Raw genomic sequence first — 22,134 nt, 5'->3', positions numbered from 1 at the left:
CCACGGGATCTACACCATCATCGACATGCACCAGGATCTCTACAGCGGCGAGTTCTACGGCGAGGGTGCGCCCGACTGGGCGTCGGATGGCGGCGGCCGCCCCAACCCGAACGCGGGGTTCCCGGGCAACTACTACGTCAACCCCGCCATGAACCACGCCTGGGACGCGTTCTGGGGCAACGCCGACGCGCCGAACGGGATTGGGCTGCAGGATAATTACGCCTTGGCCTGGGAGCACATCGCCAGCTACTTCGCCGGTGACTCGGCCGTCATCGGGTACGACATCATGAACGAGCCCTTCCCCGGCTCGAACTACCCGGTGGCCCTGCTCGGCGGGTCTTTCTTCGCGACTCAGCAACTGACGCCGATGTATCAGCAGGTGGCCGCGGCCATCCGCGCGGTCGACGCGACCACGCCGCTGTACCTGGAGCCACCCAACCCCGCAGTGACCGAAGTTCCGACCCTGCTCGGTGTGCCGGTCGCGCTGCTGGGGCAGATCAGTGACCCGTATGTCGTGCTGGCGTTCCACAACTACTGCGGGCCGATCGGCGGTGTGCTGTGCACGAAGATCGCCAATACTCTTGCGGTCCAAGCGCAGAACTATTCCACGCGGCACAACGTCCCAGCGGTGATGAACGAGTGGGGCGCCACCAGCGACGCCGCGACGCTCACCAAGGAGATGCGCTCGGGCGACCGGTACCTGATGGGGTGGGCGGAATGGGCCTACACCGGTAAAGGCGACATCACCGGATCGCCCGGCGATGAGGGTCTGGTGTACGACCCTGCGCTACCGCCGGTGGGCGACAACGTCAACACCGGGAACCTGGCGATCCTGTCCGCGCCCTACCCACAGGTGGTGTCCGGCACCCCGAAGGCATGGTCGATGACCAACGGCACGTTCGAATTCGGCTACTCCACAGCCAAGGTCGACGGCTCCGGTGTGTTCGCCGACGGAGCGCTGAGCACCATCTCGGTGCCGGCGGTGCAGTATCCGAACGGCTATCAGGTGATGGTGACGGGTGGGCACGTGGTCTCGGCCGCCAATGCCGCGAAGCTGGTCATCGCCTCCGATCCGGGCGCAACCACCGTCACGGTGTCGGTGAGCCCGGTCGCCTCAGCCGTCGCCGATTCCTGATCGCAGTACCCGGTTCGGATCGTATTTCTGCCGAACGGCGTTGAAGCGCTGCACGTTCGAGCCGAGGTAGCGCGCCAGCGGGTCACCGGTTTCGGGATAGTTGATATAGCCGCCTGTCGAAGCCGAGCCCAACGCCTGGTGCGCGGCGCTCAGCCAGCCGGTGACCGCCGTCGAGCTCGACTCGGTGTACCACTGCACCGATGCCGCTTGGCGGCGCCACGGAAACGCGCTGCCCGCCGGATCGACATCCCCGACAGCGCCCGACAGGGACTCGACCACTGCCGTCGCCGATCCGGCTTCCCGCGGCCACGCGGCCATGGCCGCGACGATGGAATCTGCGGCGGCCGAGGTCATCTCACCGACGATGTCCGAACCTGCGACGAACGCCCGCGGTACCCGGGCGGCGTCCCCGCCCTCGAAGTAGCGCACGAAGTCGACACGGCTCAGGGTGCGGGTGCGCGTTGACGACGCGGAAAGCCGGGCCGCGGTGAGCATCTCGCCGGCGACGGTGGATCCGCTGCCAGACGGGGTGGCCAGGATGATCGTGACGCGTCCGGGACCGTCGCCGACGGTGACGTTGACCATGCCCCAGATGTCGCGGTCGGCGGTGGCGATCCAGTCGTGCCAACCTACGATCGCCGTCGCCGCCGACTCCATCGGGAACGTCATCGTGACCACGTCACGATCGGCGGCCGGGAAAGTGCGCAACGTCAACGACGTCACCACGCCGATGTTGCCGCCGCCGCCGCCACGCAGCGCCCACAACAGCTCGTCGTGATCGTCGGCAGAGGCGGTCACCCTCTCACCGCTGGGTAACACCAGCGACGCCGACACCAGCGCGTCGCAGGTCAGGCCGCAACGCCGCGCGTCCGACCCCAGCCCGCCGCCCAGCGTCAGGCCGGCGACACCGACCGTCGGGCAGCTGCCCGACGGAACCGAGCGCCCGCGTGCCGCGAGCTGAATCTGCAGGGTGTCCAGATCGGTTGCCGGCGCCACCGTCACGACGTCGCGTCCGGTGTCGACGTCGATCCCGCCGGGCAGCCGGCGCAGGTCGACGACCAGGGTCGTGTCGAGCGCTGAGGCACCGATGTAGGAGTGTCCGCCGCTGCGGACGCTGATCCCGATGTGGTTGGTGGCGGCGAACGTCACCGCCTTCTGCACGTCGGCGATCGACGCCGCCGCGACGACCGCCGCGGGCGTGGAGCCTGCGAAGCGGGCATTGAAGATTGCTTTGGCCGGGCCGTAGTCCGGCGATGACGGCAGGATCAGCCGACCGTCGAGATGCTCGCCCAGCCCAGACCAGTCCGGCGGACTCGACACCGCCTCGGGGGTCACCGTCCGGCACGAGCCCAGCAGAGCCGCACCCGCCAGTCCGCCCAGCGCCCGCCGGACGAACGCCTGGCGGGACATCTGCCCCGACATGGGGGCAATGCTAGTGCTACTCCAGCACGAAGACCGGGATCAACCTCGACGTCTTGGTCTGGTACTCGGCGTAGGGCGGGTAGGCCTCGACGGCCAGTTTCCACCAGTGTTCGCGCTCCTCGCCGGACACCTCGCGAGCGGTCAGGGTGACCACTTTGTCGCCGTCCTGTGCGGTCACGGTGGGGTTGGACTTGACGTTGAAGTACCACGACGGGTGCGCCGGGTCGCCGCCCTTGGAGGCGACCATGGCGTAGCGGCCGTTCTCTTCGACGCGCATCAACGGCACGTAGCGCTTCTTGCCGGATTTGGCGCCGGTCGTGGTGAACAGGACGACCGGACGGTCCATGATGTGGACGCCGTCTGTGGTGCCCTGCTTCAGAATCTGTTCGGTCTGCTCGCGTACCCAGTCGGTGGGGCTCAGCTCGGCGTGCTCAGTCATGGTGGGGCCAACACTATCGGTTGCGGGACTATTCCCGTCGGCTTTGGCGGCGAGATCGGCCCGGACTGGCATTGACTCCGGTGCCGAGCGGATTAGCCTGCGGACATGACGATTGACCCGAAGAGCACCGCGGTGGTGCTGATCGAGTACCAGAACGACTTCACCACCGAGGGCGGAGCGTTGCACGCGGCGGTGGCCGAGGTGATGGCCACGACCGACATGCTTGCCCACACCCGCGACGTGGTGGCGGCTGCTCGAGCCGCGGGCGCTGCGGTCATGCACGCCCCGATCACGTTTGCCGAAGGCTACGGCGAGATCACCCGTCATCCCTACGGGATTCTCAAGGGAGTCGTCGACGGCAACGCCTTCGTCAAAGGCTCCTGGGGCGCGGCGATCGTCGACGACCTGACGCCGGTCGACGGCGACATCGTCGTCGAGGGCAAGCGTGGGCTGGACACCTTCGCCAGCACCAATCTGGACTTCATCCTGCGCAGCAAGGGGATCACCACCATCGCCCTGGGCGGCTTCCTGACAAACTGCTGTGTAGAGTCGACGATGCGCAGCGGGTACGAGAACGGCTATCAGGTCATCACGTTGAGCGATTGTGTCGCCGCGACCTCGGTCGAGGAGCACGAGAACGCGCTGAAGTACGACTACCCGATGTTCTCCCGGCCGATGACCGCCGACGAGTTCATCGAGCAGCTCGCGTGACGCGAGTGCAGATCGCGGTCCTCGACGACTACCAGAACGTCGCGCGGGAGATGGCCGACTGGTCGCCGGTCGCCGCCCGCGCCGACATCACGGTGTTCACCGACCATGTGTCCGACCCGGACGAACTGGTTGCGCGGCTGGCCCCGTTCGACGTGATCTTCGTGATGCGGGAGCGAACCCCGCTGCCGCGCAGCATCATCGAACGTCTGCCTCGGCTGAGGATGATCGCCTCCACCGGCCCGTTCAACGCCTCCATCGACATGGCGGCCGTGCAGGAGCACGGCATCCACGTCGGCACCACCGGCGGGACCGTCGCCTCGACGGTCGAGCTGACCTGGGCGCTGATCCTGGCCGGCGCCCGCAACCTGGTCGGTGAGGCGGTGTCGGTACGCACCGGTGGCTGGCAGACATCGGTGGGTCGCGAACTGTCTGGGCGGGCACTCGGTGTCGTCGGGCTGGGCCGGATCGGCGCGCGCGTGGCTCGCATCGGCGCGGCCTTCGGCATGGAGGTCCTGGCGTGGAGCCAGAACTTGACCGCGGAGGTGGCCGCCGAGGCCGGGGCGAGCTACGTCGGGAAAGACGAGCTGTTTTCCCGGTCGGACGTGGTGACCGTACATCTGAAGCTCAGTGACCGTTCCGCCGGTGTGATCGGGGCGGCCGAGCTCGCGCTGATGAAGCCGACGGCGTTGTTGGTCAACACGTCTCGCGGCCCTCTTGTCGACGAGGCGGCCCTGATCGAGGCGCTGCGGGCCCGGCGGATCCGTGCCGCCCTCGACGTGTTCGACACCGAGCCGCTTGCGGCCGACCATCCGCTGCGCACGCTGGACAACGTCATCGCCACACCACACATCGGCTACGTGGCCGATCGCCCCTACCGGATCTTCTTCCGCGAGGCCGTCGCTGCGATCGCGCAGTGGCTCGACGGTCAGTAGGCGTTCGGATCCCGCTGTACGGCCTCGGGGACGGGATGCTGATAGAGCCGAGAGGCGTTCTCCCACGTCACTTTCCGGATGATGTCCTCAGGTAGCCCGCTGATCTGCTCGCGGATGGTGCGTTGGGTGTGCGGCCAGGTGGAGTCGCAGTGCGGATAGTCGGCCTCGAGCAGGATGTTGTCGGCGCCGATGCGCTCGTACTGGACAAATGACGATTGGTCCTCGACAGCGCAGAACCAGAAGTTACGGGTGAAGACCTCGGCAGGGGTCAGCGTCTCGCCGAGGCCCTTCCACGTCCCGTACATCTCGTGGTAGCTCAGCATGTGGTCGAGGCGATCGAGAAGTCCTGCCACCCAGCCGATTCCCCCCTCGGAGAGACAGATTTTCAGCTCCGGGTGCCGGCTGCACACACCCGAGTACAGCCAGTCGACGGCGGCGGAGATGGCGTAGGCGAAGAACAACACGCCCGCCACGTCCGGCGGGGCGTCGTCGGTGGTGGACGGGGAGGTGCCGGACGACCCGATGTGCAGGTTGACCACCGTTCCGGTGTCTGCGCACGCGGCCATCATCGGCTCCCAATAGCCCGAATGGATGGTCGGCAGCCCGAGCAATGCCGGGTTCTCGCTGAATGTCACCGCGTGGAAGCCGCGTTCGGCGTTCTCGTAGATCATCTTCGCGCCGACCTCGGGGTCGAGCAGCCACGGCAGCTGGCAGGGGATGATGCGGCCAGGGTAGGCGCCCGCCCATGCCTCGAGATGCCAGTCGTTCCAGGCCCGCACCGACGCCATCGCCAGATCGTGGTCGGTGGTCACCTGCTGCAGGCGCTGCCCGGCGAACCCGGGGAGGAACGACGGGAAGTTCAGTGACGCGTACACCCCGTTGAGGTCCATGTCCGCCACCCGGGCATGGATATCCCAGGCGCCGCGGCGCATTTCGTCGAACCGAGCCGGCTCGAACCCGTACTCCGACACTGGCCGGCCGACGACGGCGTTGAACCCGACGTTGGGCAACGACCGGCCGTCGTACATCCAGGTCTGCCCACCGTCCTCGGTGTCGACCACCCGAGGGGCGCGGTCGGCGAACTTGCGTGGCACCCGGCCCTCGAACGTGTCCGGCGGCTCCACGATGTGGTCGTCGACGGAGATGACGGTGTAATAGCGTTCGGCACGTTCGGGTTCGGGCAGGAAGGTCACCGTCCGGTCGGCACCGGTCTTAGCGGTGGTGAAGTTGAGGTTCGCCGACAACTCGTCGATGGAAGCCATGGCGGGAGTTCCTTTCAATCCAGGACGCCGGGATCGGCCTTGATGGTCATCCGCGCCGCGCCGGCCCAGTACACATCGGCCGCGCGTTCGATCAGTGAGGCCTGCATGCCGACCATGTCGGCGCGGTTCATCGCCGACGGCGTGCGGCCGGTGACCATCACGTCGTAGGCCAGCCGGCACACCCGCTCGATCGACACCGCCCGGTACACCGCCGCCGCGAGGTCGTGACCGGTGGCGATCACCCCGTGATTGGCCAGGATCACCAGGTTGGCCGACCCGATCTGACCGGCGAGTTCGGCTGCGCGCCATGGGGCGTCGATCTCGCCGTCGTACTTCTCGACCAGGTGCATGTCGTCGAGAAACAAGGCCCCGGTCTGATGCACCAGGTCGGGTAGCACGCCCAGTGCGGCGATCAGGCTGACGTAATACGGGTGGTTGTGGATCACCACCCGGGCATCCGGGCGCTGGCGGTGGATTTCGGTGTGCAGGTGGATGGCCGGGGTGACATCCCAGCGACCCCGTACCACGTGCGCGTCCTCGTCGACCACGCAGATGTCGGACGCGGTGAGCTCCTGCCACCACAGCCCCCACGGATTGACGTACATGTCGCGTCGCCCCTCGGGCTGCCAGGTGATGTGGCCGGCCATGTTCTCGGCGAAGCCGATGCCGGCGAGATGGCGGAATGCCACCGCCATCTTCTGCTCATCGCTCAGGTCCACGCCGATCGGTGGCATCGTCGACGGCGCCCACACGCCGAGGCCGCCCCGGCGTACTTCCGATGTGCTCATGATCGCTCCAGTATCGATCGGATGTTCTCGCGGAGTTGGCCTTTGGCGAGCTTTCCGCCAGACGACCGGGGGAGTTCGTCGAGCACCTCGAGGCGTTCGGGCAACAATTCCTTGGATACCCCCAGGGCCAGCAAGTGATCGACGAGGGCGGACAGCTCCAGGCTGTCGCCGGGGTCCTTGAGTTCGGCGAACACGCAGACACGTTCCCCGAACAGGGGGTCGGGCATGGCGACGGCGGCGGCCACCGCGACCGCGGGGTGGGTGGCCACCACCTCCTCGACCGCGACCGCGCTGATGTTCTTGCCGCCGCGCAGGATGAAGTCCGACGTCCGCCCGGCCAGCACCAGGTAGCCGTCGTCGTCCAGCTCGCAGATGTCGCCCATCCGCATCCACCCGTCCCGCGTGTACAGCTTGTCGTGGTCGGTGCCGCCCAGGTATCCCAGGCTCAGCGCCGGCCCCCGGCAGACGGGTTGTCCGCGGCCGGTTTCGGTGACGTCGTCGTCGCCGTCGAACAGCCGCACCTGCATCTCGGGAACGATGCGCCCGGCGGTCCGCAGCCGGTGGTGCAGCGAGTCCTTGACGGTGGTGGCGCTGAGCATGCCGGTCTCGTTGGAACCGTAGAACTGCAGGATCGTCACCCCGGTCAGATCTTCGAACTGCGCCGCCTGGGTATACGGCAGCGGCTCACCGCCGGTGAACACGATCCGCAGGCTGGACAGGTCATGCCGATGGGACGCCTCGCTGGCCAGGATCATCATCAATTGGGTACTCACGCAGCACAATACGGTCGCTCGGTGCCGTTCGATGGCCGCGCACGTCGCGGCTGGGTCGAAGCGTTCGATGCGCACCGTGGTGGCGCCGAGATAGATGGGGGTGGTGTGGGAGGTCCAGATCCCGAAGCCGAACGGCGTCGGGATGACCGGCAGGAAGACGTCGTCGGCGCTCAGTTCGCCGTTCGCCACCGCCTTCTGGTGAAAGTAGTGCCACCGGTTCTGGGTGTGCACCACGCACTTGGGCAGCCCGGTGGTGCCGGAGGTCGAGTTGATCAGGAACGCGTCGTCGGGTCCCACCGGCGAGAGCCCGTCGGCCGACCGGGGGGTGGTGTCGATGGCCAGGCCGCCGGGTCCGAGGACCACGGCACGTAATGCGCTTTCCGGAGCCGCGGCGACGACCTCGGCGGCATCCGTGGCGTGGGCGCTGTCGCTGACCAGAAGCGAAGGCTGGGTGGTCCGGATGATCTGCGCGGCCTCCCGCACCCCGGCTCGTGCCCCGAGTCCGACGCTGACCGCGCCGCAGCGTTCGATGGCCACCAGCAGGACGTGGATGGGGACGCTGTCGCCATGCCAGATGGCGACCCGGTCGCCGGGTGCCACACCCAGGCGATGCAGTTCGGCTGCCAGGTTGGTGGCGGCGTTGTCGAATTCCGACCAGGTGAGCCGGCAGTCGGCCGGGCCGGGCGTGAAGTCGAGGTAGGCCGCCTTGGCCGGCATGGCGGTGGCGTTGCGGCGGACACATTCGGACAGCGTGGTGTCCGACCACCAACCGGCGGCCAGGTAGTGCGCCGCTTCGGCGCTGGTCGTGGCGGCGGCGTCGACAGCCATCACCAAATCATATGAAAATGAGGAGCCTGGTCAATGGTCCCAGTGCCGCACCATCGTGGGGTCGACGGTGCCCGCCGACCCGGGGTAGTGCTGGGCGTTGATCAGGTGGGCGGCGGCCAGGTCGTGGGCCAGGCGGGAGTCGCCGGCTTCGATCGCGTCGATCACCCGGCGGTGCTCCTCCAAGACGGCCAGCCGCTCGTCGACGGGCACGACGCTGTCGCCCACCCTGGTCGACCAGCTCTGCTCGTGCGCGGACCAGAGCGTCTCGAGTGCGCCGGCGAGCATGATCATCGTCTGATTGCCGCAGTGCGCGACGAGCGCCTCGTGGTAGCGCCGGCTGGCCGAGATGGCCCGCGGAAAGTCGTCGGCGGCGTCGACGGCCTCCGCATGCAGTCGCCGTAGCGCCGGGACGACGGTGCTCGCGCGGTCGGCGCGCTCGGCGCAGAGCGCCGCGCAGGCCGGCTCCATCTGCCGCAGGGCGCCGCCGACGTCAGCCAGGGTCACGTCCTGGGAGCCCAGCACCAGCCCGATCGTGTAGGCCACGTTGGCGGCGTTGGGTCGGCGCACCACGGCACCGCCGAGCTTGCCGCGCCGCACCCGCAGGAGCCCCTCGGCCTCCAGGATCCGCATGGCCTCGCGCAACGACGGCTTGCTCACCGGGAATTCGCGCAGCAGCTCGTCCTCTTTGGACAGGATGCTGCCGTCGGCGAGCTCGCCCAACAGGATCCGCCGCCGGAGCTGGTCGGCGACCTGCTCGGCGAGACGGCGGAATGCAACGGTGGGCTCTGACACGGACCGGTCTCTGTCGCTGGCAAGTGTGTGCATCGTACGACGCCGGCAATACCAGGAATACCGATGCCGGCGGGCAGGGTTGCCCGAGGCGCGATCTCGAGTTCAGGAGGTATCGATGGCGACGATGGCAGCGGTCGGTTCGTTCGCAGGGTTGCCGATCACCGATCCGCAGGCGCTGCAAGACATCCGCGTCGACGTACCGCAGCTGCGGCCGCGAGACGTCCTCGTGGAGGTGGCGGCGGTGTCGGTCATTCCGGTGGACATCAAGCGCCGCGGGACGCTCGAACCCAGCGCCACACCGGTGATCCTGGGGTTCGACGCCGCGGGAGTCGTCACCGCCGTCGGCCCCGATGTCAGCACCCTGGGCGTCGGTGACGAAGTCTGGTACGCCGGAGACATCTCCCGTCCCGGTACCAATGCAGCGCTGCACGCCGTCGACGAACGGATCGTGGCGCGCAAGCCCCGCTCGTTGTCCTTCGCCGACGCGGCGGCCCTGCCGTTGACCACGATCACCGCATGGGAGTCGCTGTTCGACCGATTCGCATTGAGCCGCGAGTCTCGGGGAGACCTGCTGATCATGGGCGGCGCCGGCGGCGTCGGGTCAGTGATGATCCAACTCGCCAAGGCGTTGACCGGGGCGCGGGTGATCGCGACCGCCAGCCGCCGAGAATCCAGCGACTGGGCGCGGGAGATGGGCGCCGACGTGGTGGTTGATCATCACGATCTGCGCAGCGCCGTCGCGGCAACCGCACCGGATGGCGTGGACTGGCTGTTCTCGGCGCACTCGACGGGCAATGTCGACGACTTCGCCGAGATCGTCAAGCCGTTCGGCCACGTGACGGCGATCGACGACCCCGCCGGCCTGGACCTTATGCCGCTGAAGAACAAGAGCATCGCCTGGCATTGGGAGTTCATGTTCACCAAGCCGCTGTTCGGGTTGCCGGGTCAGCAGGAGCTGCTGGCGAAGACCGCGCAGCTGGTGGACGACGGCGTCATCCGCAGCACGGTCACGCAGATCATCGATGACTTCAGCGCTGCGGGCCTGCGGGAGGCCCATAAGGCGGTGGAATCCGGCCGCATGGTCGGCAAAATCGTCGTCCGCCGGTGACGTCCGAGGCGGGCCGACCGTGCCTATCGGCAGGTCGGCCATCGCCGCGGGTGGCGGGCTTACTTGTGCGCGGGGCGCTTCAGCAGGTACCGAAGCCAGCGAACGTCGAGCAACATGTGATTCAAGTTAGGGCGCAAAAATAAGGTCGCGGGGTCCTAGCGGTAATACGTCGCTAAGAAAATTTGCCAGAACGCCATTATCTTCGGCCGGGCCCGCCGCTGCCCCGCCCCGCCACCGGACGGCGGATCGGCGCGATCAGGCTGCTGAGCTGTTACTTCCTCGGAACCATCTCGTGGTCATCGGGCCATCTTTTCTTCGACGCTCGACCAGTAGCTGAGCTCCCGGGCGGTCAGCTCGCCGCTCCTGATCGCCCCGAACGCGGCCGACTCCGCGGCGAACCGGGCTGTCGCGCCGGGCAGTGCGTCGGGTCCCTCGAGCCGAAAACAACTCGGCGCCAGCGGACCGAACAACAGCGCGCGGTGAAGGTCGGGCCAGCGGTCCAGCGCGGGTTCCACGCCCGCCGCCCGGGCGAACGTCACGGCCGCCAGATTCATCCGGGTCTTGCCCGGACCACGGGAACGGCAGGCCGCGACCGCGGCGCGCTGGTCGGCCTCGGCGGGCGGTGGCACCAGGCCGCTCCAGCGGTAAGCGATCCACCTGGCCTGCAGCTCCAGCGGGACGAAGTAGCCGCCGGACTGATCCCACATGCCGACGAACGCCAGCCCCGGCAGATCGGGGTGAAAGGTGTGGCGGTCGGCGGCCAGGTCTCCGGCATCGAGGTTCAGGATCGCGCGGACGTCGTCGTCGAGGAACGGCAGGCTCAGCGTGAAGCCGGTGCCGAACACGATCCCGTCGACGTGCTCGACGCTGCCGTCGTCGAACGTCGCGGCGGTCCCGTCGACCGACCGCAGCCAGGGGCGAACGCTGATCGATCCTTCCGCGACGGCGGGGAGATAGTTCTGGTTGAGCGTGACCCCCGCGGCAAACAGTGATTCGTCGGGTCGCGGGGCACCGTACTGGTCCGGATTCCCGGCCGATTCCAGCACGATCTCTTTGAGCTGACGCTCGACCTCACTCGGGGGCAACAGCTCGTTGGCGAGGGCGCCGTACCTCGTGAACATCCGGTGATCCGACGGCACGCCCGCGACGAACTTGGGCAGCACGTAGCGCTGACGGCGCTGGGTCACCACGACGTGCTCGGCCCCGCGCCCGGCCAGTTCGGCGGCGATCTCCAGCGCGCTCACCGCGCAGCCGGCGACCAGCACCCGCTTACCGAGATACGGCAACGGCCCGCGGTAGTCGTAGGAGGCGATCGCCCCCGCGGTGCCGGCGAAACTGTCCAGGCCGGCGACGCGGGGGATCGCCGGCGTGTGGAAGCGGCCGGTGGCCACCACCACGTTGTCGAACCGTTCCCGGTTGCCGCCATGGCCGACCAGCCAGCCGTCGCCGGCACGGCCGACGGACTCGACGCGGGTGTCGTATCGGATCCGGGTGTCGAGGCCGAACGTGCGGGCGTAGTGGCGCAGGTATTCCAGGACGTCGGAACCAGAGGTGAAGACCACGTTGCCGTCGTGCGGAAGGTCGCTGAAGGCGGTCAGGATGCGGCTGGTGTTGGTGTGCATTCCCGGCCAGACGCCGCTTCGGCCGGGCAGCCCGGTCCATTGACCACCCAGCGCCGGACCCTGCTCGAAGATCGACGGCTCGAATCCGTGTGCCAGCAGCCAGCGGGAGGCGACCAGGCCGCCGGGCCCGGCCCCGATCACCGCGACCCTCGCTGTCATGCCCGAGACTCTGCCACGGTGGCGCCACGGTGGTCGGCTTCTGGGATTTGTTGGGCGCCAGTCGACTTGGCCGGCATCCGGTCACGCTATCCGCTCGGCGTAGGGTGTCCGGCCTCGCTCGGTTGTCCGCGTGCTGAGGACAGCGGGCTTCCGGTCTGGGATGTCTTGTCGCGCAGGTGAATCCTCCAGCGGAACGGCGCGGTACCCCGGTCGCGAACTATAGTGAATAGATTTTCATACTTGAATAGTGATTCACGCGAGGTTACGCTCCGGATGCCGTTGCCTCAGTGCTCAAGGAGAGAGAATGTCTGCGCTCGCGTTCGTGCCTGCCGCCCCGCCGATACCCGCGCACCCGACCACCCCGATGCCGTTCATGCCCGAGGTGATCTTCACGATCTTCCTGGGCATCCCGGTGGTCGTCATGGTGTTCTTCGCGATCAAGCACCTGATCGTCGGCAAGGGGCCGTTGCTGTTCTTCTGCCTGATCGGCGGCGGTATTGCCTGCCTGTTCGAGCCGATCGTGGACACCTTGGGGCTGTGCTACATCCGGCAGGGCGCGGTGACGACGACGTTCTCCTCGATGGGCCGTGACTTCCCGCTGTTCATCAACTTCGTCTACATCTGGTACGTGGGCGGTCTGGCCTACCTGGCCTACCGCATCTATTCCACCGGGGTGACCCGCAAGCAGATGTTCCAGCTCTACGTCATCGACGTGTGCATCAACATCTTTCTGGAGAGCCCGGGCGTCCTCATGGGGGCTTACGAGTACTACGGACCGCAGCCACTGAACTTCTGGGGCCTGCCGTTGTGGTGGGTGTGCGTGAACCCGTTGATGCCGATGACCGCCGGGGCGTTGATCTACCGGATGCGTCAGCACCTGCCGGGATGGCGGCTTGCCCTGGTCGTCGCCTTCATCCCGATGTCGGACGGTATCGCCAACGGTGCTGCCGCCTGGCCGGTGTGGACGGCGCTGAACCTCGACGCCGCGCTGTGGGTGTCGCACCTCGCGTGGCTGGTGACCCTGGGCCTGGCCCTCACCTTCGTCTGGGTGCTGTCATTCGTCGTCGCGCGCCCCGATGAGGAGGTCTTCATCAAGTCGAAGGTCGGGATCCTCAAGGCAGCGGTGTTCGGGGCCGACGACACGGCCGGCGCCAAGGTGTCGGCATCGGTCTGAGAATCAGGACCGTTCGGACTTGGCGACTTTGGCGACGACGGTCTTGGCCTCGGCTGGGCTGAGCCCCAGCATGGCCAGGACGTGGCGAGCGAACGCGCGCTCGGCATGATCATTGTGACGGCCGTCGAGGATCTCCCGGATGAGCGCGAAGGCCGCGCCGATCACCGTTGTCAGCAAGACCTCGAGATCGGCGATCACGAAACGGCCGCTGGCAATCCCGCGTTCGACAGCCACCCGGGCATGGGGGTGCATGGCGGCGCCGAACAATGCCTCGGAGTGGCCGATGTTGACGATCAGTCGGGCGAAATCGGGCTCGGCGTACGCCAGGCGGATCACCCGCAGCGCGGCCAAAGCGACGACTTCGGCCGGATCGGTCGTGTCGTCGACATCGCTGATGGTGGCCGACGCCAGATCGGAAAGGCTCTCGGTGATCACCGCCTCCAGGAACGCTTCCTTGGAGGGGAAGTAGTTGTAGAACGAGCCGAGCGCGATGTCGGCCTGCTCGGTGATCTCCTGGATCCGTAGTCCGGGAACGCCTTTCGAGGCGATCAAGGTGCGGCCGGCGTCCAGCAACTGCCGGCGGGTTCGTTCGCGCTGACGTTCGGTCCGCGTCGCGGGTTTGTCGTGTGGCGGCACACCCTGATTCTTCAACATGAATGAATTTTCATACTTGATAGTCCGTTCATCGGACGTTATGTTAGCGAAGTCGAGCAGGTTCACGAAGAGGGATGGTGCGTGGTGAGTTCGAATGCGGGACCCGGCGGTGTGGCAGTTCATTCCGGGGACACCGATCTATTGATCCCACAGCCCGGACCGGGCGAGAGCTGGGATCCCCACCTGATCCACACGCATTACTTCGGGTTCTCGGTGCCGGAGGCCGCGATCGGCGCGTTCCTCTATATCCGCTACCAGCCGGCGTTTCCGTTGTCCCAGGGCGGAGTGTGCGTGTTCCAGGGCAACGACAACATCGAATTCACCGACATGGTCTTCCACGACTACGAGATCACGATGCCGTGGCCAAGAATCGACGGGAACACCATCACCACCGACAACGGCCTGTCGATCGAGTTCCTCGAACCCGGGCGCACGGCCCGATTGCGTTATCAGGCTGTCGACGGCCGAATGTCGTTGGATCTCATCGCCGACGCGGTGACGCCGCTGCTGGCTCGAGGGCACGTGATGCCCGGCGAGGACGCCCACCACGATCAGAACCGCCACCCCGGCGGCAGCGAGCAGTTCATGCGTGTCACCGGGGCGATGACCCTGGACGGGGTCACCTACGAGGTCGACTGCTTCGCGCCTAGGGACCGGTCGTGGCGCCAGGTCCGGGTGGAGCGGCGCGGTGCCGTTCCGAGTCCGCCGGTGGGGTGGTCGCCGATGTACTTCGGTGAAGACCTGATCTTCAACCAGATCAGTTTCGAACCGCTGGACACCGATCCACGCTGGGCCGGTCTGTACGAGGTGGGGGACCGGCCATCGCACCACTTCGCCTGGGTGCAGCGCGGCCCGGAAACCCGGGCGATCACCTCCGTCCGGCGCGACGTACTGGAGTATCACCCCACCATCCACCTGGCCACCCGCCAAGAGATCACCGCCGTCGACGATCACGGTGACACCTACCGATTTCACGGCGAAGCAATCGCCTCGGCGGTGCTGCCCGCGTGGCCCAACGCGTCGTTCCACGACAGCGTCTACCGCTGGCAGGACGACCAGGGTCGGGTGACCCACTGCACCTATCAAGAGATCTGGTTCGACACCTATCAGCGCGCGATGCGGAACCACCGCCTGCTCGCGGCACCGACCACCTGATATCCACGAGAGGGACACGACAATGGCGTTGAAGAACGAAATCGACACCGAGGACGCCTCGCGGCGCCTGGCCACCTGGCTGGAGTCGAAAATCGATGGGGCCGAACACGTCCGGGTGACCGATCTGGACGTTCCGGCATCGGCGGGACTGTCCAACGAAACAGTGCTGTTCACCGCCGCGTGGAACCAGGACGGGCAGGCGAACACCCGCGCGATGGTGGCCCGCGTGCAACCCGCGGGGCCTGGGGTGTTCGCCAGTTACGACCTCGGCAAGGAAGCCAAGGTCATCACCGCGCTCGCCGCCCAGGGCGTGCCGTTGCCCGCGGTGTACGCCTACGAGCAGGATCCGGCGGTGTTCGGCTCACCCTTCCTGGTGATGCAGCGAGTCGACGGTCGGGTCCCTTCCGACGACCCGCCGTTCACCGCCGGGGGCTGGGTTCTCGATCTGACTGCAGAACAGCGAACCACGATGTGGCACAACAGTCTCACCGCGCTCGCTCAGATTCATGACGCCGACTGGCGGGCCCTCGGCCTGGACTTCCTGGACACCGAGGCCCACGGCAGCGGGGTGCACGCGCAGATCGCGAACTGGCGCGAATCGTTCGGCTGGGCCGCCGAAGGCGAATCGAATCCCACCATCGAGCTCGCGCTGCAATGGCTCGCCGAGAACGTCCCCGCCCGCGAATCGTCAAAAGTGTTGAACTGGGGCGATGCTCGCGTCGGCAACATCATCTTCGGGGACGACCTGGCAGCGGCTGCGGTGCTGGACTGGGAGATGGTGACACTCGGCAGCCGTGAGCTCGATCTGGGCTGGTGGCTTTTCCTGATGCGTCACCACACCGAAGGTATCGGCCTGCCGCTGCCGAAGGGGATTCCCGATCGCGACGCGACCCTGGCCTACTACACGTCGATCACGGGGCACGTCCCGGTGGACATCGACTACTACGAGATCCTCGCGGCGACCAAGTTGGCCATCATCATGGTGCGGGCTGCACACATGATGATCGCGATGGGGCTGATGCCGGCCGACTCGCCGATGGCGGTGAACAATCCCGCCAGCCAGTTGCTCGCCAAGCTGCTGGGGCTTCCGGCGCCGACCGGTGAGACCGCCACATTCATCGGAAACCGCTGACCATGGATCGTGCCGTGCTGACCGACAAACCCGCCAGTTTGCCGGCCGACGCCGACGCGCGCCGCGGCGCAGTATCGCTGTGGGCGCTGCTGGGCGTGGGGTGGATCCTCTTCGTCGGGCAAGCGTGGACCCGGTGGGTTACATCGGACACTCAGTTCGGCGCGGCGCCCGTCCAGGGGCCGGATACGTTCGATGGCACCGCGCTCGCCGTGCTGCGCGTCATCGAAGTGGTCAGCCTGGTCATCGCCGCCGGCACCATCTGGGTGTTCCTCGTCAAGCCGTTGATCGTGCAGCGGCGACTCACGCTTGACGGCATGATCGTGATCGGCTCGCTGCTCGCATCGGGGATCGATCCGCTGATCAACTACTTTCACTACACGTTCGCGTGGAATGCCCACGCACTCAACGCCGGATCATGGCTGGCGTTCTTCCCACTGCATCAGGGGCCAACGCGATACGCCGAGGGACTGGCCTGGTTCGTGCCCCAGTATCTGTACCTGGGCATCGGTTTGGCCGCCATCGAGTGTCGCATCATCCTCGCGCTGCGGCGGCGCTATCCGGGTATCGCCAACATCCGGTCGTTCAGCATGGCATTCGTCGCAATCTTCGGGGTGGACATCGTCATCGAGCAGGTGTTCATCCGCACCCGGGTCTACGCGTTCCCGCGAACCTGGGAGGCGTTCACTCTCTTCGCTGGCACGCCGTATCAATTCCCGGTGTACGAGAGCCTGTTCGTCGCGATCTATGCCGCCGGGTTCACCTACCTGCGGATGTCCGCCCACGACAGTGCCGACGGAACTCCGTTTCTGCACCGTGGAATCGACCGCTGGTCACGCCAATTCCGATCGCCGGTCAAACTGCTGGCCGTCATCGGGTTCTGCGCGGTCTGGGCGGCGCTGGCCTACTTCATCCCCTGGAGCTGGATGTCGGTCAACCCGGACTCGATCATCACCCCGCCGTCGTACATGCTGCCCGGTCAATAAGGAGACATCACCCGTGCCAACCAAATCTCTTCCCGCTGAGGTCGACTACGTCATCATCGGGGCGGGCCACAATGGTCTGACGGCCGCCTGCTATCTGGCGCGGGCGGGTCATAGCGTCGCCGTTCTCGAAGCATCACCGACCGTCGGGGGCATGACATCGACGAACGCCACCCTGCCCAGCGCACCCGGACACCTCTTCAACGAGGGCGCCATTCAGCTCACCGGAATCTTCCAGTTGTCCGGTGTCGCCGAAGATCTCGAGCTGCACAAGTATGGGCTGCGGCAGATCTCGGTCGACCCCGCGCACGTTCAGCTCGCCCCCGACGGCAGCTCTCTGGCGATCTGGAAGGACGCCAGCCGCACCGCCGACGAACTGCGCCGCTTCTCGCCGAAGGATGCGCGTGCGTGGCTGGATCTGGCCAATGCCCTGGACCCGGCGATGGACCTGGTTGTCGCCTACATGAAGTCGCATCCCCTACAGCCATGGAATGCCGAGATGGGCAGGGCGTTCGCCAAGGCGGTCCGCCACCCCAAGCGGCTATGGTCGCTGCGCCACATGGCCACCGCGTCGCACACCGAATTCCTGGAAGAGACCTTCGAATCGGAATTGCCCAAGGGTGCGCTCGCCGCGATGGCCGCCTTCTCCCAGATGCGCCTGGACATGACCGCGTGGGCAATGATCTATCTCGGCGTGGTGCAGAAGGTGGCGAATGGAATGCCGGTCGGGGGTACCGGTGCGTTGCCCGCGGCATTGCATCGCTGTCTGCTCGCGCTCGGCGGAACCGTGCACACCGACAGCCGGGTGCGCGAGTTTGTGATGGCCGGCGACCGGGTCACCGGCGTCGAGCTCACTACCGGGCAGGTCGTCAAGGCGCGCAGCGCCGTGATCGCCACCTGTAATCCGGTGATAACGCTCAACGAGCTCTTGCCCGACGGCGTGCTGGACACCAAGCTGGCCGCCCGCGCCAAGGACATCCCGATCCGCAAAACGCACGCGACCTCGCTGAAGATCAATGTCGCGATCGACGGCGAAGTCTCGATGCGCCGGCACGAGAAGTGGCGAGGCAACGATCTCGATCTGCGCAAGTATCTGGTGGCGTGGCACACCCTCGAAGAACAGGACCGGGGGTGGAACTCGCTGGTTCGCGGCGAATGGCCGGACCCGGTTCCGGTGAGCTGCGCGATCATTCCGTCCGCGGTTGACCCCACTCAGGCACCTGCGGGCAAGAGCAACCTGTGGCTGTGGTCAGGCGTCATTCCCGTGACGCCACGGGAGCCGTGGGAGGACGTCCGGGACAAGGTCGGCGACTCGGTGCTGCGCGACAGCGCGCTGTACTACGAGGGACTCGACAGTCTCGAGATCGACCGGGCGGTGCTGGGCGGCCCGGATATCGAGCAACGTTTCAACGCACCGGCCGGAAACGTCTACCACGTCGATCCGTTGATCACCCGGTTCGGTCCGCTCAAGCCGGCTGCCGGCTTCGGTGCCTATCGCACGCCGGTCAAAGGTCTGTACCTGAGCGGTGCGGGCACTCACCCCGTCGGGGGCGTGTGCGCCCTGCCGGGAAAACTGGCCGCGCAGAAAGCCCTTCGCGACGCGAAGGGCTGAGGCGGCCGTCGCCGAGCGTGGGGGTTGTCGGGTATTCCGGTGCCTCGCATCGACGACAGGGCCCACGCTCGGTGCGGGACGGGACAAGCGCAATCATGGTGTGATGACCAGGTCGAGGACGGCCAGCGCCACGAAGACCGCGAGCACATAGCCTTCGAACAGCATGCGCAGTGCGGTCGGGGCAACCCGCAGGTCCATGAAGTGCACACCGATCAGGCGCACCTTGAGCAGGGCGATCCCGATGATCACGAAGGCCGCGGCTCCCGCGGAGTCGGCGCCCTGCTCGACTCCCACCAGAAACGACCCGAACGTCAGAGCCAGTAGAACCGCCCACACCAGGGTCAACCGACGCGTAGTCGACATCGTCACCTCACCAGGTAGAACAGCGCGAACAAGACGACCCAGAGCAGATCGACCATGTGCCAGAAGATTCCGCCGGTTTCACACAGCCGCCGCTGCGGCCCGGTGAGAGCCTGCCGGCGGGTGAGGACGATCATCCGGACCAAGATCGCCACACCGATCAGCACGTGCATCAGGTGGATGCCGGTGAACACGAAGTAGTACGAGAAGTATTCGCCACTGGCCACGCTCTTGCCGGCGCGGAACAATGCGCCCCACTCGACGGCTTTGACGGCCACGAATCCGGCCCCGCAAGTCATCGCGATCGCGAACAGCCGGGTTGCTTGGTGGTGCGCACCGGCCAGCACCCGGTGCACGCCGAGCGCAACAAGGAGTGAACTCGTCAGCAGCAGAACGGTATTCGTCGTCCCCAGGGCGACGTGCAGATCGGCGTGCGCGGCCGCGAACGATTCGGGGTTCTTGCCGCGCGAATACATAAACGTGGCGAAGAACAACGCGAACACCGTCATGTCGCCGAGCACGAAGACCCAGATGCCCTCCTCGCCGGGAATCCGATGCTCGCGCGTGTGGCCGGGCTCGACGTCGTCCAGCGTGGTCATGATGCCGATACCCGCTGTGCCGCGTGGCTTTCGTCGCCAGAGGTGCTGATCCACAACTGCCACGACATCACCAGGAACCAGACTCCGAAGAACACCGCGACCAACCAGAACGCCAGCAACCCGTTCCAGGCGAAGACCCCGTCCTTGAAGAGCACCACCAGCCCGCCGGCGGCGAAGATAAAGGCGCACCACACGTTGAAGTACCCCAACCACCGCGGCCACACGATCGTCTTGGCGCCGAAGATCGCGAAGCCGACGGCCACGCATTGGATGGTGGCGGCCGGCCAGTTCATCACGAACGGCAGCCACCCCAGATCATTGAGCGCCTGGGTGATTTGCGGATCGCGTTCCGGTCGGTAGGACGCGGCCGCGAAGGCGAAGGTGGGCAACAGAATCGCCACCACGGCCAGGCCGGTCCCGACCAGCTGGGTGTAGGCCAGCGCCGAGTATCGGGTGCCCTCCATCTGCCGAATGCGGACCGCCATCAGTGCGCCGAACGGCGCCTGCAGGCCCGCCGCGGCCAGCATGATCACCAGACCCATCCGTTTGAGGCCGGTGTCGGTGGACCAGAACTGGGCTACCTCGTCAGCGGTCCGCATGGGTGACATCGGCGGCAGCAGCCCGATCATGATGATGGCCGGGAACAGCAGCAGCACGAACACCGCACCGCAGACCGCCATGGTGCGCTGGATGTCACGGGTCATTGGCCGGGGAAGGGATCGTTCGGGCCGCTCTCGTAGACGTTCTCGATGAGCGTGGCGCGGCGGCGTTCCCGGCGCAGGCGGTCCTTGAGAGCGCCGAGGCGTCCGCCCTGATCCTCCAGCCGGAACTGTTTGAGCATCGTGCGTGCGGCATTCTGACCTGGCATACCGCTGATGCCGGCGACCGGGTGTGTGCCCGATCCGGTCAGGAACAAGCCCTCCACCGGGGTGCGGTAGCCGGCGAATCCGCTGACCGGCTTGTTGGGCCCGAACCGGCTGATGGTCGGGTCCACGTGGTAGACCGAACCGTCGATGGCCCAGAATCGTTCCTCGATGTCGGGCAGAACCAGCGGCCGGACCGCGACCTGCAGGTCGTCGACGCCCTTGTAGTACTCGTCGGCGTCTTTGATGATGCTGTCGGTGATCTTCTTGCGCGCCACATCCCAGCCCTCTTCGGGAAACGACGGCGTCAAGCCCGTCCAAAACCACCACAGGTCCTTGCCCGGGGGCGACATCGACGGATCGAACGCGTTGGTCACCTGAGCCAGTCCGGGGATGGCATCCGGTACCTGGCCACGCACACAGGCTTTCGCGGCCGCCTTGGCCTGCTCGTAGGTGTGGTAGCAGTTGCACGCCAGTCGTAGGTCGATACCGTCGCCGCGCCACTTCTCGTGCTTGGACATGTCCACCCGCCCGGACAACGCCACGTTCACCTTCGCATCGGCGATGCCGCGCTTGCGGGTCGGGATGTGATCGGCCGCCACTTGTTTCTTGTGTTCGAGAATTCCGCGGGGGAGCAGCCGGGTCAGCGTTGTCTTGGGGCTGCAGGCGGTCAGAACACCTCGTCGGGCACGGATTTCCGCGCCGCCGCGGACCCGGACGCCGACGCAGCGGTTGTGTTCGACGATCAGTTGTTCGACGGGCGAGCTGGTGATGATGTCGCCGCCGTTGTCCTTGATCACCCCGATGAGCGCCTTGGGCAGCGAACCGGTGCCACCATGGAACATCGCGACGCCGTACTTGGACAGCACCCCGAGGTAAATCAGCGACCATCCGGACAGGTCGGCGTCGAAGGGCATGAACGGGAGCGAGGTCAGCAACGGTGCCCGGATCATGTCGTGTTCGAAGCTTTCCTCGACGGCCTCGGTCTGCGAGCTGGCCATCCATCGCCCGATCGCGCTGAGCTGTCGACGATTCTTGGCGACACCCTTGGCCGCCTTGAGAATCGCGGTGATATCGGGCGCCACGACGTTGGTCTGCATCATCGGCAGGCCGATCTCGACGGCCGCGTCGATCACCTCGTACAGCTCGATCAGGGCACGTGCGTCCTTGCGGGAGAAGTATTCGAGTTCGGCGGCCGTCTTGCGGGGATCGCGCCACAGTCCCAGCGAGCTGCCGTCGGCGGCGAGCTGGAAGTGCGCGGGGTCGATGACTGTCTGACGCAGTCCGTAGCGCGTCGACAACTCCAGGTCGCTGTTGATCGTCGTGGTGCGGAACAGCGATGCCTGTATCGAGGCTTCGTTGATGGTGTACTCGGGAGCTTCCGGGGCAAACGAGTTCGTCGACGTCATACCGCCTGCGGTGGCGGCGGCCTCGACGACCAGGACATTAAGCCCCGCTTTGGCCAAATAGGCTGCGGCGACGAGACCGTTGTGCCCGGATCCGACGACGACGACGTCGGCTTCACGCGGGGTCTGGGCAGGATGTGACATGGCAAAACCTCATCGGAGATCGGGATGGCGGACCGAAAGCGATGGGCCGGAACCGAATTTCTCTCGGAACCGGCCCACCGTTTC

The 22,134-nt window shown here is 66.6% G+C and carries 21 protein-coding genes; 9 read left to right on the top strand and 12 right to left on the bottom strand.

The genetic code is table 11. The annotated features are described in order from the left end of the window. On the top strand, window positions 1-1,135 hold a 1,135-nt coding region (locus MSZK_RS27390), incomplete at its 5' end, for a cellulase family glycosylhydrolase (RefSeq protein WP_142390016.1). Here the strand turns inward: MSZK_RS27390 and MSZK_RS27385 are convergent. Continuing rightward, window positions 1,115-2,557: an FAD-binding protein gene (locus tag MSZK_RS27385; protein ID WP_099251677.1), complete on the bottom strand. Its 1,443-nt coding sequence runs from the start codon at window positions 2,555-2,557 to the stop codon at window positions 1,115-1,117. The two genes, MSZK_RS27390 and MSZK_RS27385, sit on opposite strands and share 21 nt — an antisense overlap. 16 nt (window positions 2,558-2,573) lie before the next feature. Then, a complete protein-coding gene (locus MSZK_RS27380) occupies window positions 2,574-2,996 on the bottom strand; it encodes a nitroreductase family deazaflavin-dependent oxidoreductase (RefSeq protein WP_099251676.1) in 423 nt (140 codons plus the stop codon). Window positions 2,997-3,101: 105 nt separating this feature from the next. Between MSZK_RS27380 and MSZK_RS27375 the strand changes: the two genes are divergently transcribed. Together MSZK_RS27375 and MSZK_RS27370 are read left to right on the top strand one after the other, a co-directional pair. Continuing rightward, the gene (locus MSZK_RS27375) at window positions 3,102-3,707 is read left to right on the top strand and encodes a cysteine hydrolase (RefSeq protein ID WP_099251675.1); all 606 of its coding nucleotides are present in this window, start codon (window positions 3,102-3,104) and stop codon (window positions 3,705-3,707) included. Window positions 3,708-3,757: 50 nt separating this feature from the next. Beyond that, entirely contained in the window at window positions 3,758-4,639 is an 882-nt protein-coding gene (locus tag MSZK_RS27370) for a D-2-hydroxyacid dehydrogenase family protein (RefSeq protein WP_099251682.1), read from the top strand. On the opposite strand, the gene MSZK_RS27365 is transcribed toward MSZK_RS27370, so the two are convergent. Genes MSZK_RS27365 through MSZK_RS27350 form a run of 4 tightly spaced genes read right to left on the bottom strand, consistent with a single transcriptional unit; the run spans window position 4,633 to window position 9,082 of the window. Continuing rightward, window positions 4,633-5,901 carry an amidohydrolase family protein gene (locus tag MSZK_RS27365; protein ID WP_099251674.1) on the bottom strand — a complete coding sequence of 423 codons (1,269 nt, stop codon included), beginning with the start codon at window positions 5,899-5,901 and terminating at the stop codon, window positions 4,633-4,635. The two genes, MSZK_RS27370 and MSZK_RS27365, sit on opposite strands and share 7 nt — an antisense overlap. 14 nt (window positions 5,902-5,915) lie before the next feature. Further along, on the bottom strand, window positions 5,916-6,689 hold the full coding sequence (locus tag MSZK_RS27360; RefSeq protein WP_099251673.1) for a class II aldolase/adducin family protein: 774 nt from the start codon (window positions 6,687-6,689) through the stop codon (window positions 5,916-5,918). Further along, the gene (locus MSZK_RS27355; RefSeq protein ID WP_099251672.1) at window positions 6,686-8,290 is read right to left on the bottom strand and encodes a class I adenylate-forming enzyme family protein; all 1,605 of its coding nucleotides are present in this window, start codon (window positions 8,288-8,290) and stop codon (window positions 6,686-6,688) included. Before MSZK_RS27355 ends, MSZK_RS27360 begins: the two co-directional genes overlap by 4 nt. Window positions 8,291-8,320: 30 nt before the next feature. Further along, the gene (locus MSZK_RS27350; RefSeq protein WP_099251681.1) at window positions 8,321-9,082 is read right to left on the bottom strand and encodes a FadR/GntR family transcriptional regulator; all 762 of its coding nucleotides are present in this window, start codon (window positions 9,080-9,082) and stop codon (window positions 8,321-8,323) included. A gap of 115 nt (window positions 9,083-9,197) precedes the next feature. Here MSZK_RS27350 and MSZK_RS27345 point away from each other — a divergent pair, with 115 nt between their 5' ends. Beyond that, a complete protein-coding gene (locus MSZK_RS27345; protein ID WP_099251671.1) occupies window positions 9,198-10,190 on the top strand; it encodes a zinc-binding alcohol dehydrogenase family protein in 993 nt (330 codons plus the stop codon). A 296-nt stretch (window positions 10,191-10,486) separates the two neighbouring features. Here MSZK_RS27345 and MSZK_RS27340 read toward each other — a convergent pair whose 3' ends face one another. Further along, on the bottom strand, window positions 10,487-11,971 hold the full coding sequence (locus MSZK_RS27340; RefSeq protein ID WP_099251670.1) for an NAD(P)/FAD-dependent oxidoreductase: 1,485 nt from the start codon (window positions 11,969-11,971) through the stop codon (window positions 10,487-10,489). Between the two features lie 304 nt (window positions 11,972-12,275). On the opposite strand from MSZK_RS27340, the gene MSZK_RS27335 reads away from it, so the two are divergent. Next, the gene (locus MSZK_RS27335) at window positions 12,276-13,145 is read left to right on the top strand and encodes a hypothetical protein (RefSeq protein WP_099251669.1); all 870 of its coding nucleotides are present in this window, start codon (window positions 12,276-12,278) and stop codon (window positions 13,143-13,145) included. Between the two features lie 3 nt (window positions 13,146-13,148). Here the strand turns inward: MSZK_RS27335 and MSZK_RS27330 are convergent, their stop codons facing one another. Continuing rightward, window positions 13,149-13,799 (bottom strand): TetR/AcrR family transcriptional regulator, encoded by a 651-nt coding sequence (locus MSZK_RS27330; protein ID WP_099251668.1) that lies wholly within the window; start codon window positions 13,797-13,799, stop codon window positions 13,149-13,151. Between the two features lie 30 nt (window positions 13,800-13,829). On the opposite strand from MSZK_RS27330, the gene MSZK_RS27325 reads away from it, so the two are divergent. Genes MSZK_RS27325 through MSZK_RS27310 form a run of 4 tightly spaced genes read left to right on the top strand, consistent with a single transcriptional unit; the run spans window position 13,830 to window position 18,678 of the window. Beyond that, a complete protein-coding gene (locus tag MSZK_RS27325) occupies window positions 13,830-14,954 on the top strand; it encodes a tyrosine protein kinase (RefSeq protein ID WP_371411397.1) in 1,125 nt (374 codons plus the stop codon). Window positions 14,955-14,976: 22 nt separating this feature from the next. Beyond that, window positions 14,977-16,086: a phosphotransferase family protein gene (locus tag MSZK_RS27320; RefSeq protein ID WP_099251666.1), complete on the top strand. Its 1,110-nt coding sequence runs from the start codon at window positions 14,977-14,979 to the stop codon at window positions 16,084-16,086. Between the two features lie 14 nt (window positions 16,087-16,100). Further along, window positions 16,101-17,069 (top strand): spirocyclase AveC family protein, encoded by a 969-nt coding sequence (locus MSZK_RS27315; RefSeq protein ID WP_158230649.1) that lies wholly within the window; start codon window positions 16,101-16,103, stop codon window positions 17,067-17,069. A 13-nt stretch (window positions 17,070-17,082) separates the two neighbouring features. Next, entirely contained in the window at window positions 17,083-18,678 is a 1,596-nt protein-coding gene (locus MSZK_RS27310) for an NAD(P)/FAD-dependent oxidoreductase (RefSeq protein ID WP_099251664.1), read from the top strand. A gap of 93 nt (window positions 18,679-18,771) precedes the next feature. On the opposite strand, the gene MSZK_RS27305 is transcribed toward MSZK_RS27310, so the two are convergent. Genes MSZK_RS27305 through MSZK_RS27290 form a run of 4 tightly spaced genes read right to left on the bottom strand, consistent with a single transcriptional unit; the run spans window position 18,772 to window position 22,050 of the window. Continuing rightward, window positions 18,772-19,041: a cytochrome C oxidase subunit IV family protein gene (locus MSZK_RS27305; RefSeq protein WP_099251663.1), complete on the bottom strand. Its 270-nt coding sequence runs from the start codon at window positions 19,039-19,041 to the stop codon at window positions 18,772-18,774. 2 nt (window positions 19,042-19,043) lie between these two features. Continuing rightward, window positions 19,044-19,637: a cytochrome c oxidase subunit 3 gene (locus MSZK_RS27300; RefSeq protein ID WP_099251662.1), complete on the bottom strand. Its 594-nt coding sequence runs from the start codon at window positions 19,635-19,637 to the stop codon at window positions 19,044-19,046. After that, a complete protein-coding gene (locus MSZK_RS27295; RefSeq protein ID WP_099251661.1) occupies window positions 19,634-20,341 on the bottom strand; it encodes a hypothetical protein in 708 nt (235 codons plus the stop codon). The genes MSZK_RS27300 and MSZK_RS27295 overlap by 4 nt, the downstream gene beginning before the upstream one ends. Then, window positions 20,338-22,050, bottom strand: coding sequence for an NAD(P)/FAD-dependent oxidoreductase (locus tag MSZK_RS27290; protein WP_099251660.1), 1,713 nt, complete (start codon window positions 22,048-22,050; stop codon window positions 20,338-20,340). Before MSZK_RS27290 ends, MSZK_RS27295 begins: the two co-directional genes overlap by 4 nt. Between the last annotated feature and the right edge of the window lie 84 nt (window positions 22,051-22,134).

The organism is Mycobacterium sp. shizuoka-1 (assembly GCF_002723835.1).
Taxonomy (GTDB): Bacteria; Actinomycetota; Actinomycetes; order Mycobacteriales; family Mycobacteriaceae; genus Mycobacterium.
Note: the sequence above shows the minus strand (reverse complement) of the source record. Positions and strands in the feature narration are given on the sequence as shown.

What these genes read in the sequence shown, in the direction of transcription:
- MSZK_RS27385 (WP_099251677.1), bottom strand. Translation starts at nt 2,557, where the DNA reads ATGTCGGGGCAGATGTCCCGCCAGGCGTTCGTCCGGCGGGCGCTGGGC.
- MSZK_RS27380 (WP_099251676.1), bottom strand. Translation starts at nt 2,996, where the DNA reads ATGACTGAGCACGCCGAGCTGAGCCCCACCGACTGGGTACGCGAGCAG.
- MSZK_RS27375 (WP_099251675.1), top strand. Translation starts at nt 3,102, where the DNA reads ATGACGATTGACCCGAAGAGCACCGCGGTGGTGCTGATCGAGTACCAG.
- MSZK_RS27370 (WP_099251682.1), top strand. Translation starts at nt 3,758, where the DNA reads ATGGCCGACTGGTCGCCGGTCGCCGCCCGCGCCGACATCACGGTGTTC.
- MSZK_RS27365 (WP_099251674.1), bottom strand. Translation starts at nt 5,901, where the DNA reads ATGGCTTCCATCGACGAGTTGTCGGCGAACCTCAACTTCACCACCGCT.
- MSZK_RS27360 (WP_099251673.1), bottom strand. Translation starts at nt 6,689, where the DNA reads ATGAGCACATCGGAAGTACGCCGGGGCGGCCTCGGCGTGTGGGCGCCG.
- MSZK_RS27355 (WP_099251672.1), bottom strand. Translation starts at nt 8,290, where the DNA reads ATGGCTGTCGACGCCGCCGCCACGACCAGCGCCGAAGCGGCGCACTAC.
- MSZK_RS27345 (WP_099251671.1), top strand. Translation starts at nt 9,198, where the DNA reads ATGGCGACGATGGCAGCGGTCGGTTCGTTCGCAGGGTTGCCGATCACC.
- MSZK_RS27340 (WP_099251670.1), bottom strand. Translation starts at nt 11,971, where the DNA reads ATGACAGCGAGGGTCGCGGTGATCGGGGCCGGGCCCGGCGGCCTGGTC.
- MSZK_RS27335 (WP_099251669.1), top strand. Translation starts at nt 12,276, where the DNA reads ATGTCTGCGCTCGCGTTCGTGCCTGCCGCCCCGCCGATACCCGCGCAC.
- MSZK_RS27330 (WP_099251668.1), bottom strand. Translation starts at nt 13,799, where the DNA reads ATGTTGAAGAATCAGGGTGTGCCGCCACACGACAAACCCGCGACGCGG.
- MSZK_RS27320 (WP_099251666.1), top strand. Translation starts at nt 14,977, where the DNA reads ATGGCGTTGAAGAACGAAATCGACACCGAGGACGCCTCGCGGCGCCTG.
- MSZK_RS27305 (WP_099251663.1), bottom strand. Translation starts at nt 19,041, where the DNA reads ATGTCGACTACGCGTCGGTTGACCCTGGTGTGGGCGGTTCTACTGGCT.
- MSZK_RS27300 (WP_099251662.1), bottom strand. Translation starts at nt 19,637, where the DNA reads ATGACCACGCTGGACGACGTCGAGCCCGGCCACACGCGCGAGCATCGG.
- MSZK_RS27295 (WP_099251661.1), bottom strand. Translation starts at nt 20,341, where the DNA reads ATGACCCGTGACATCCAGCGCACCATGGCGGTCTGCGGTGCGGTGTTC.
- MSZK_RS27290 (WP_099251660.1), bottom strand. Translation starts at nt 22,050, where the DNA reads ATGTCACATCCTGCCCAGACCCCGCGTGAAGCCGACGTCGTCGTCGTC.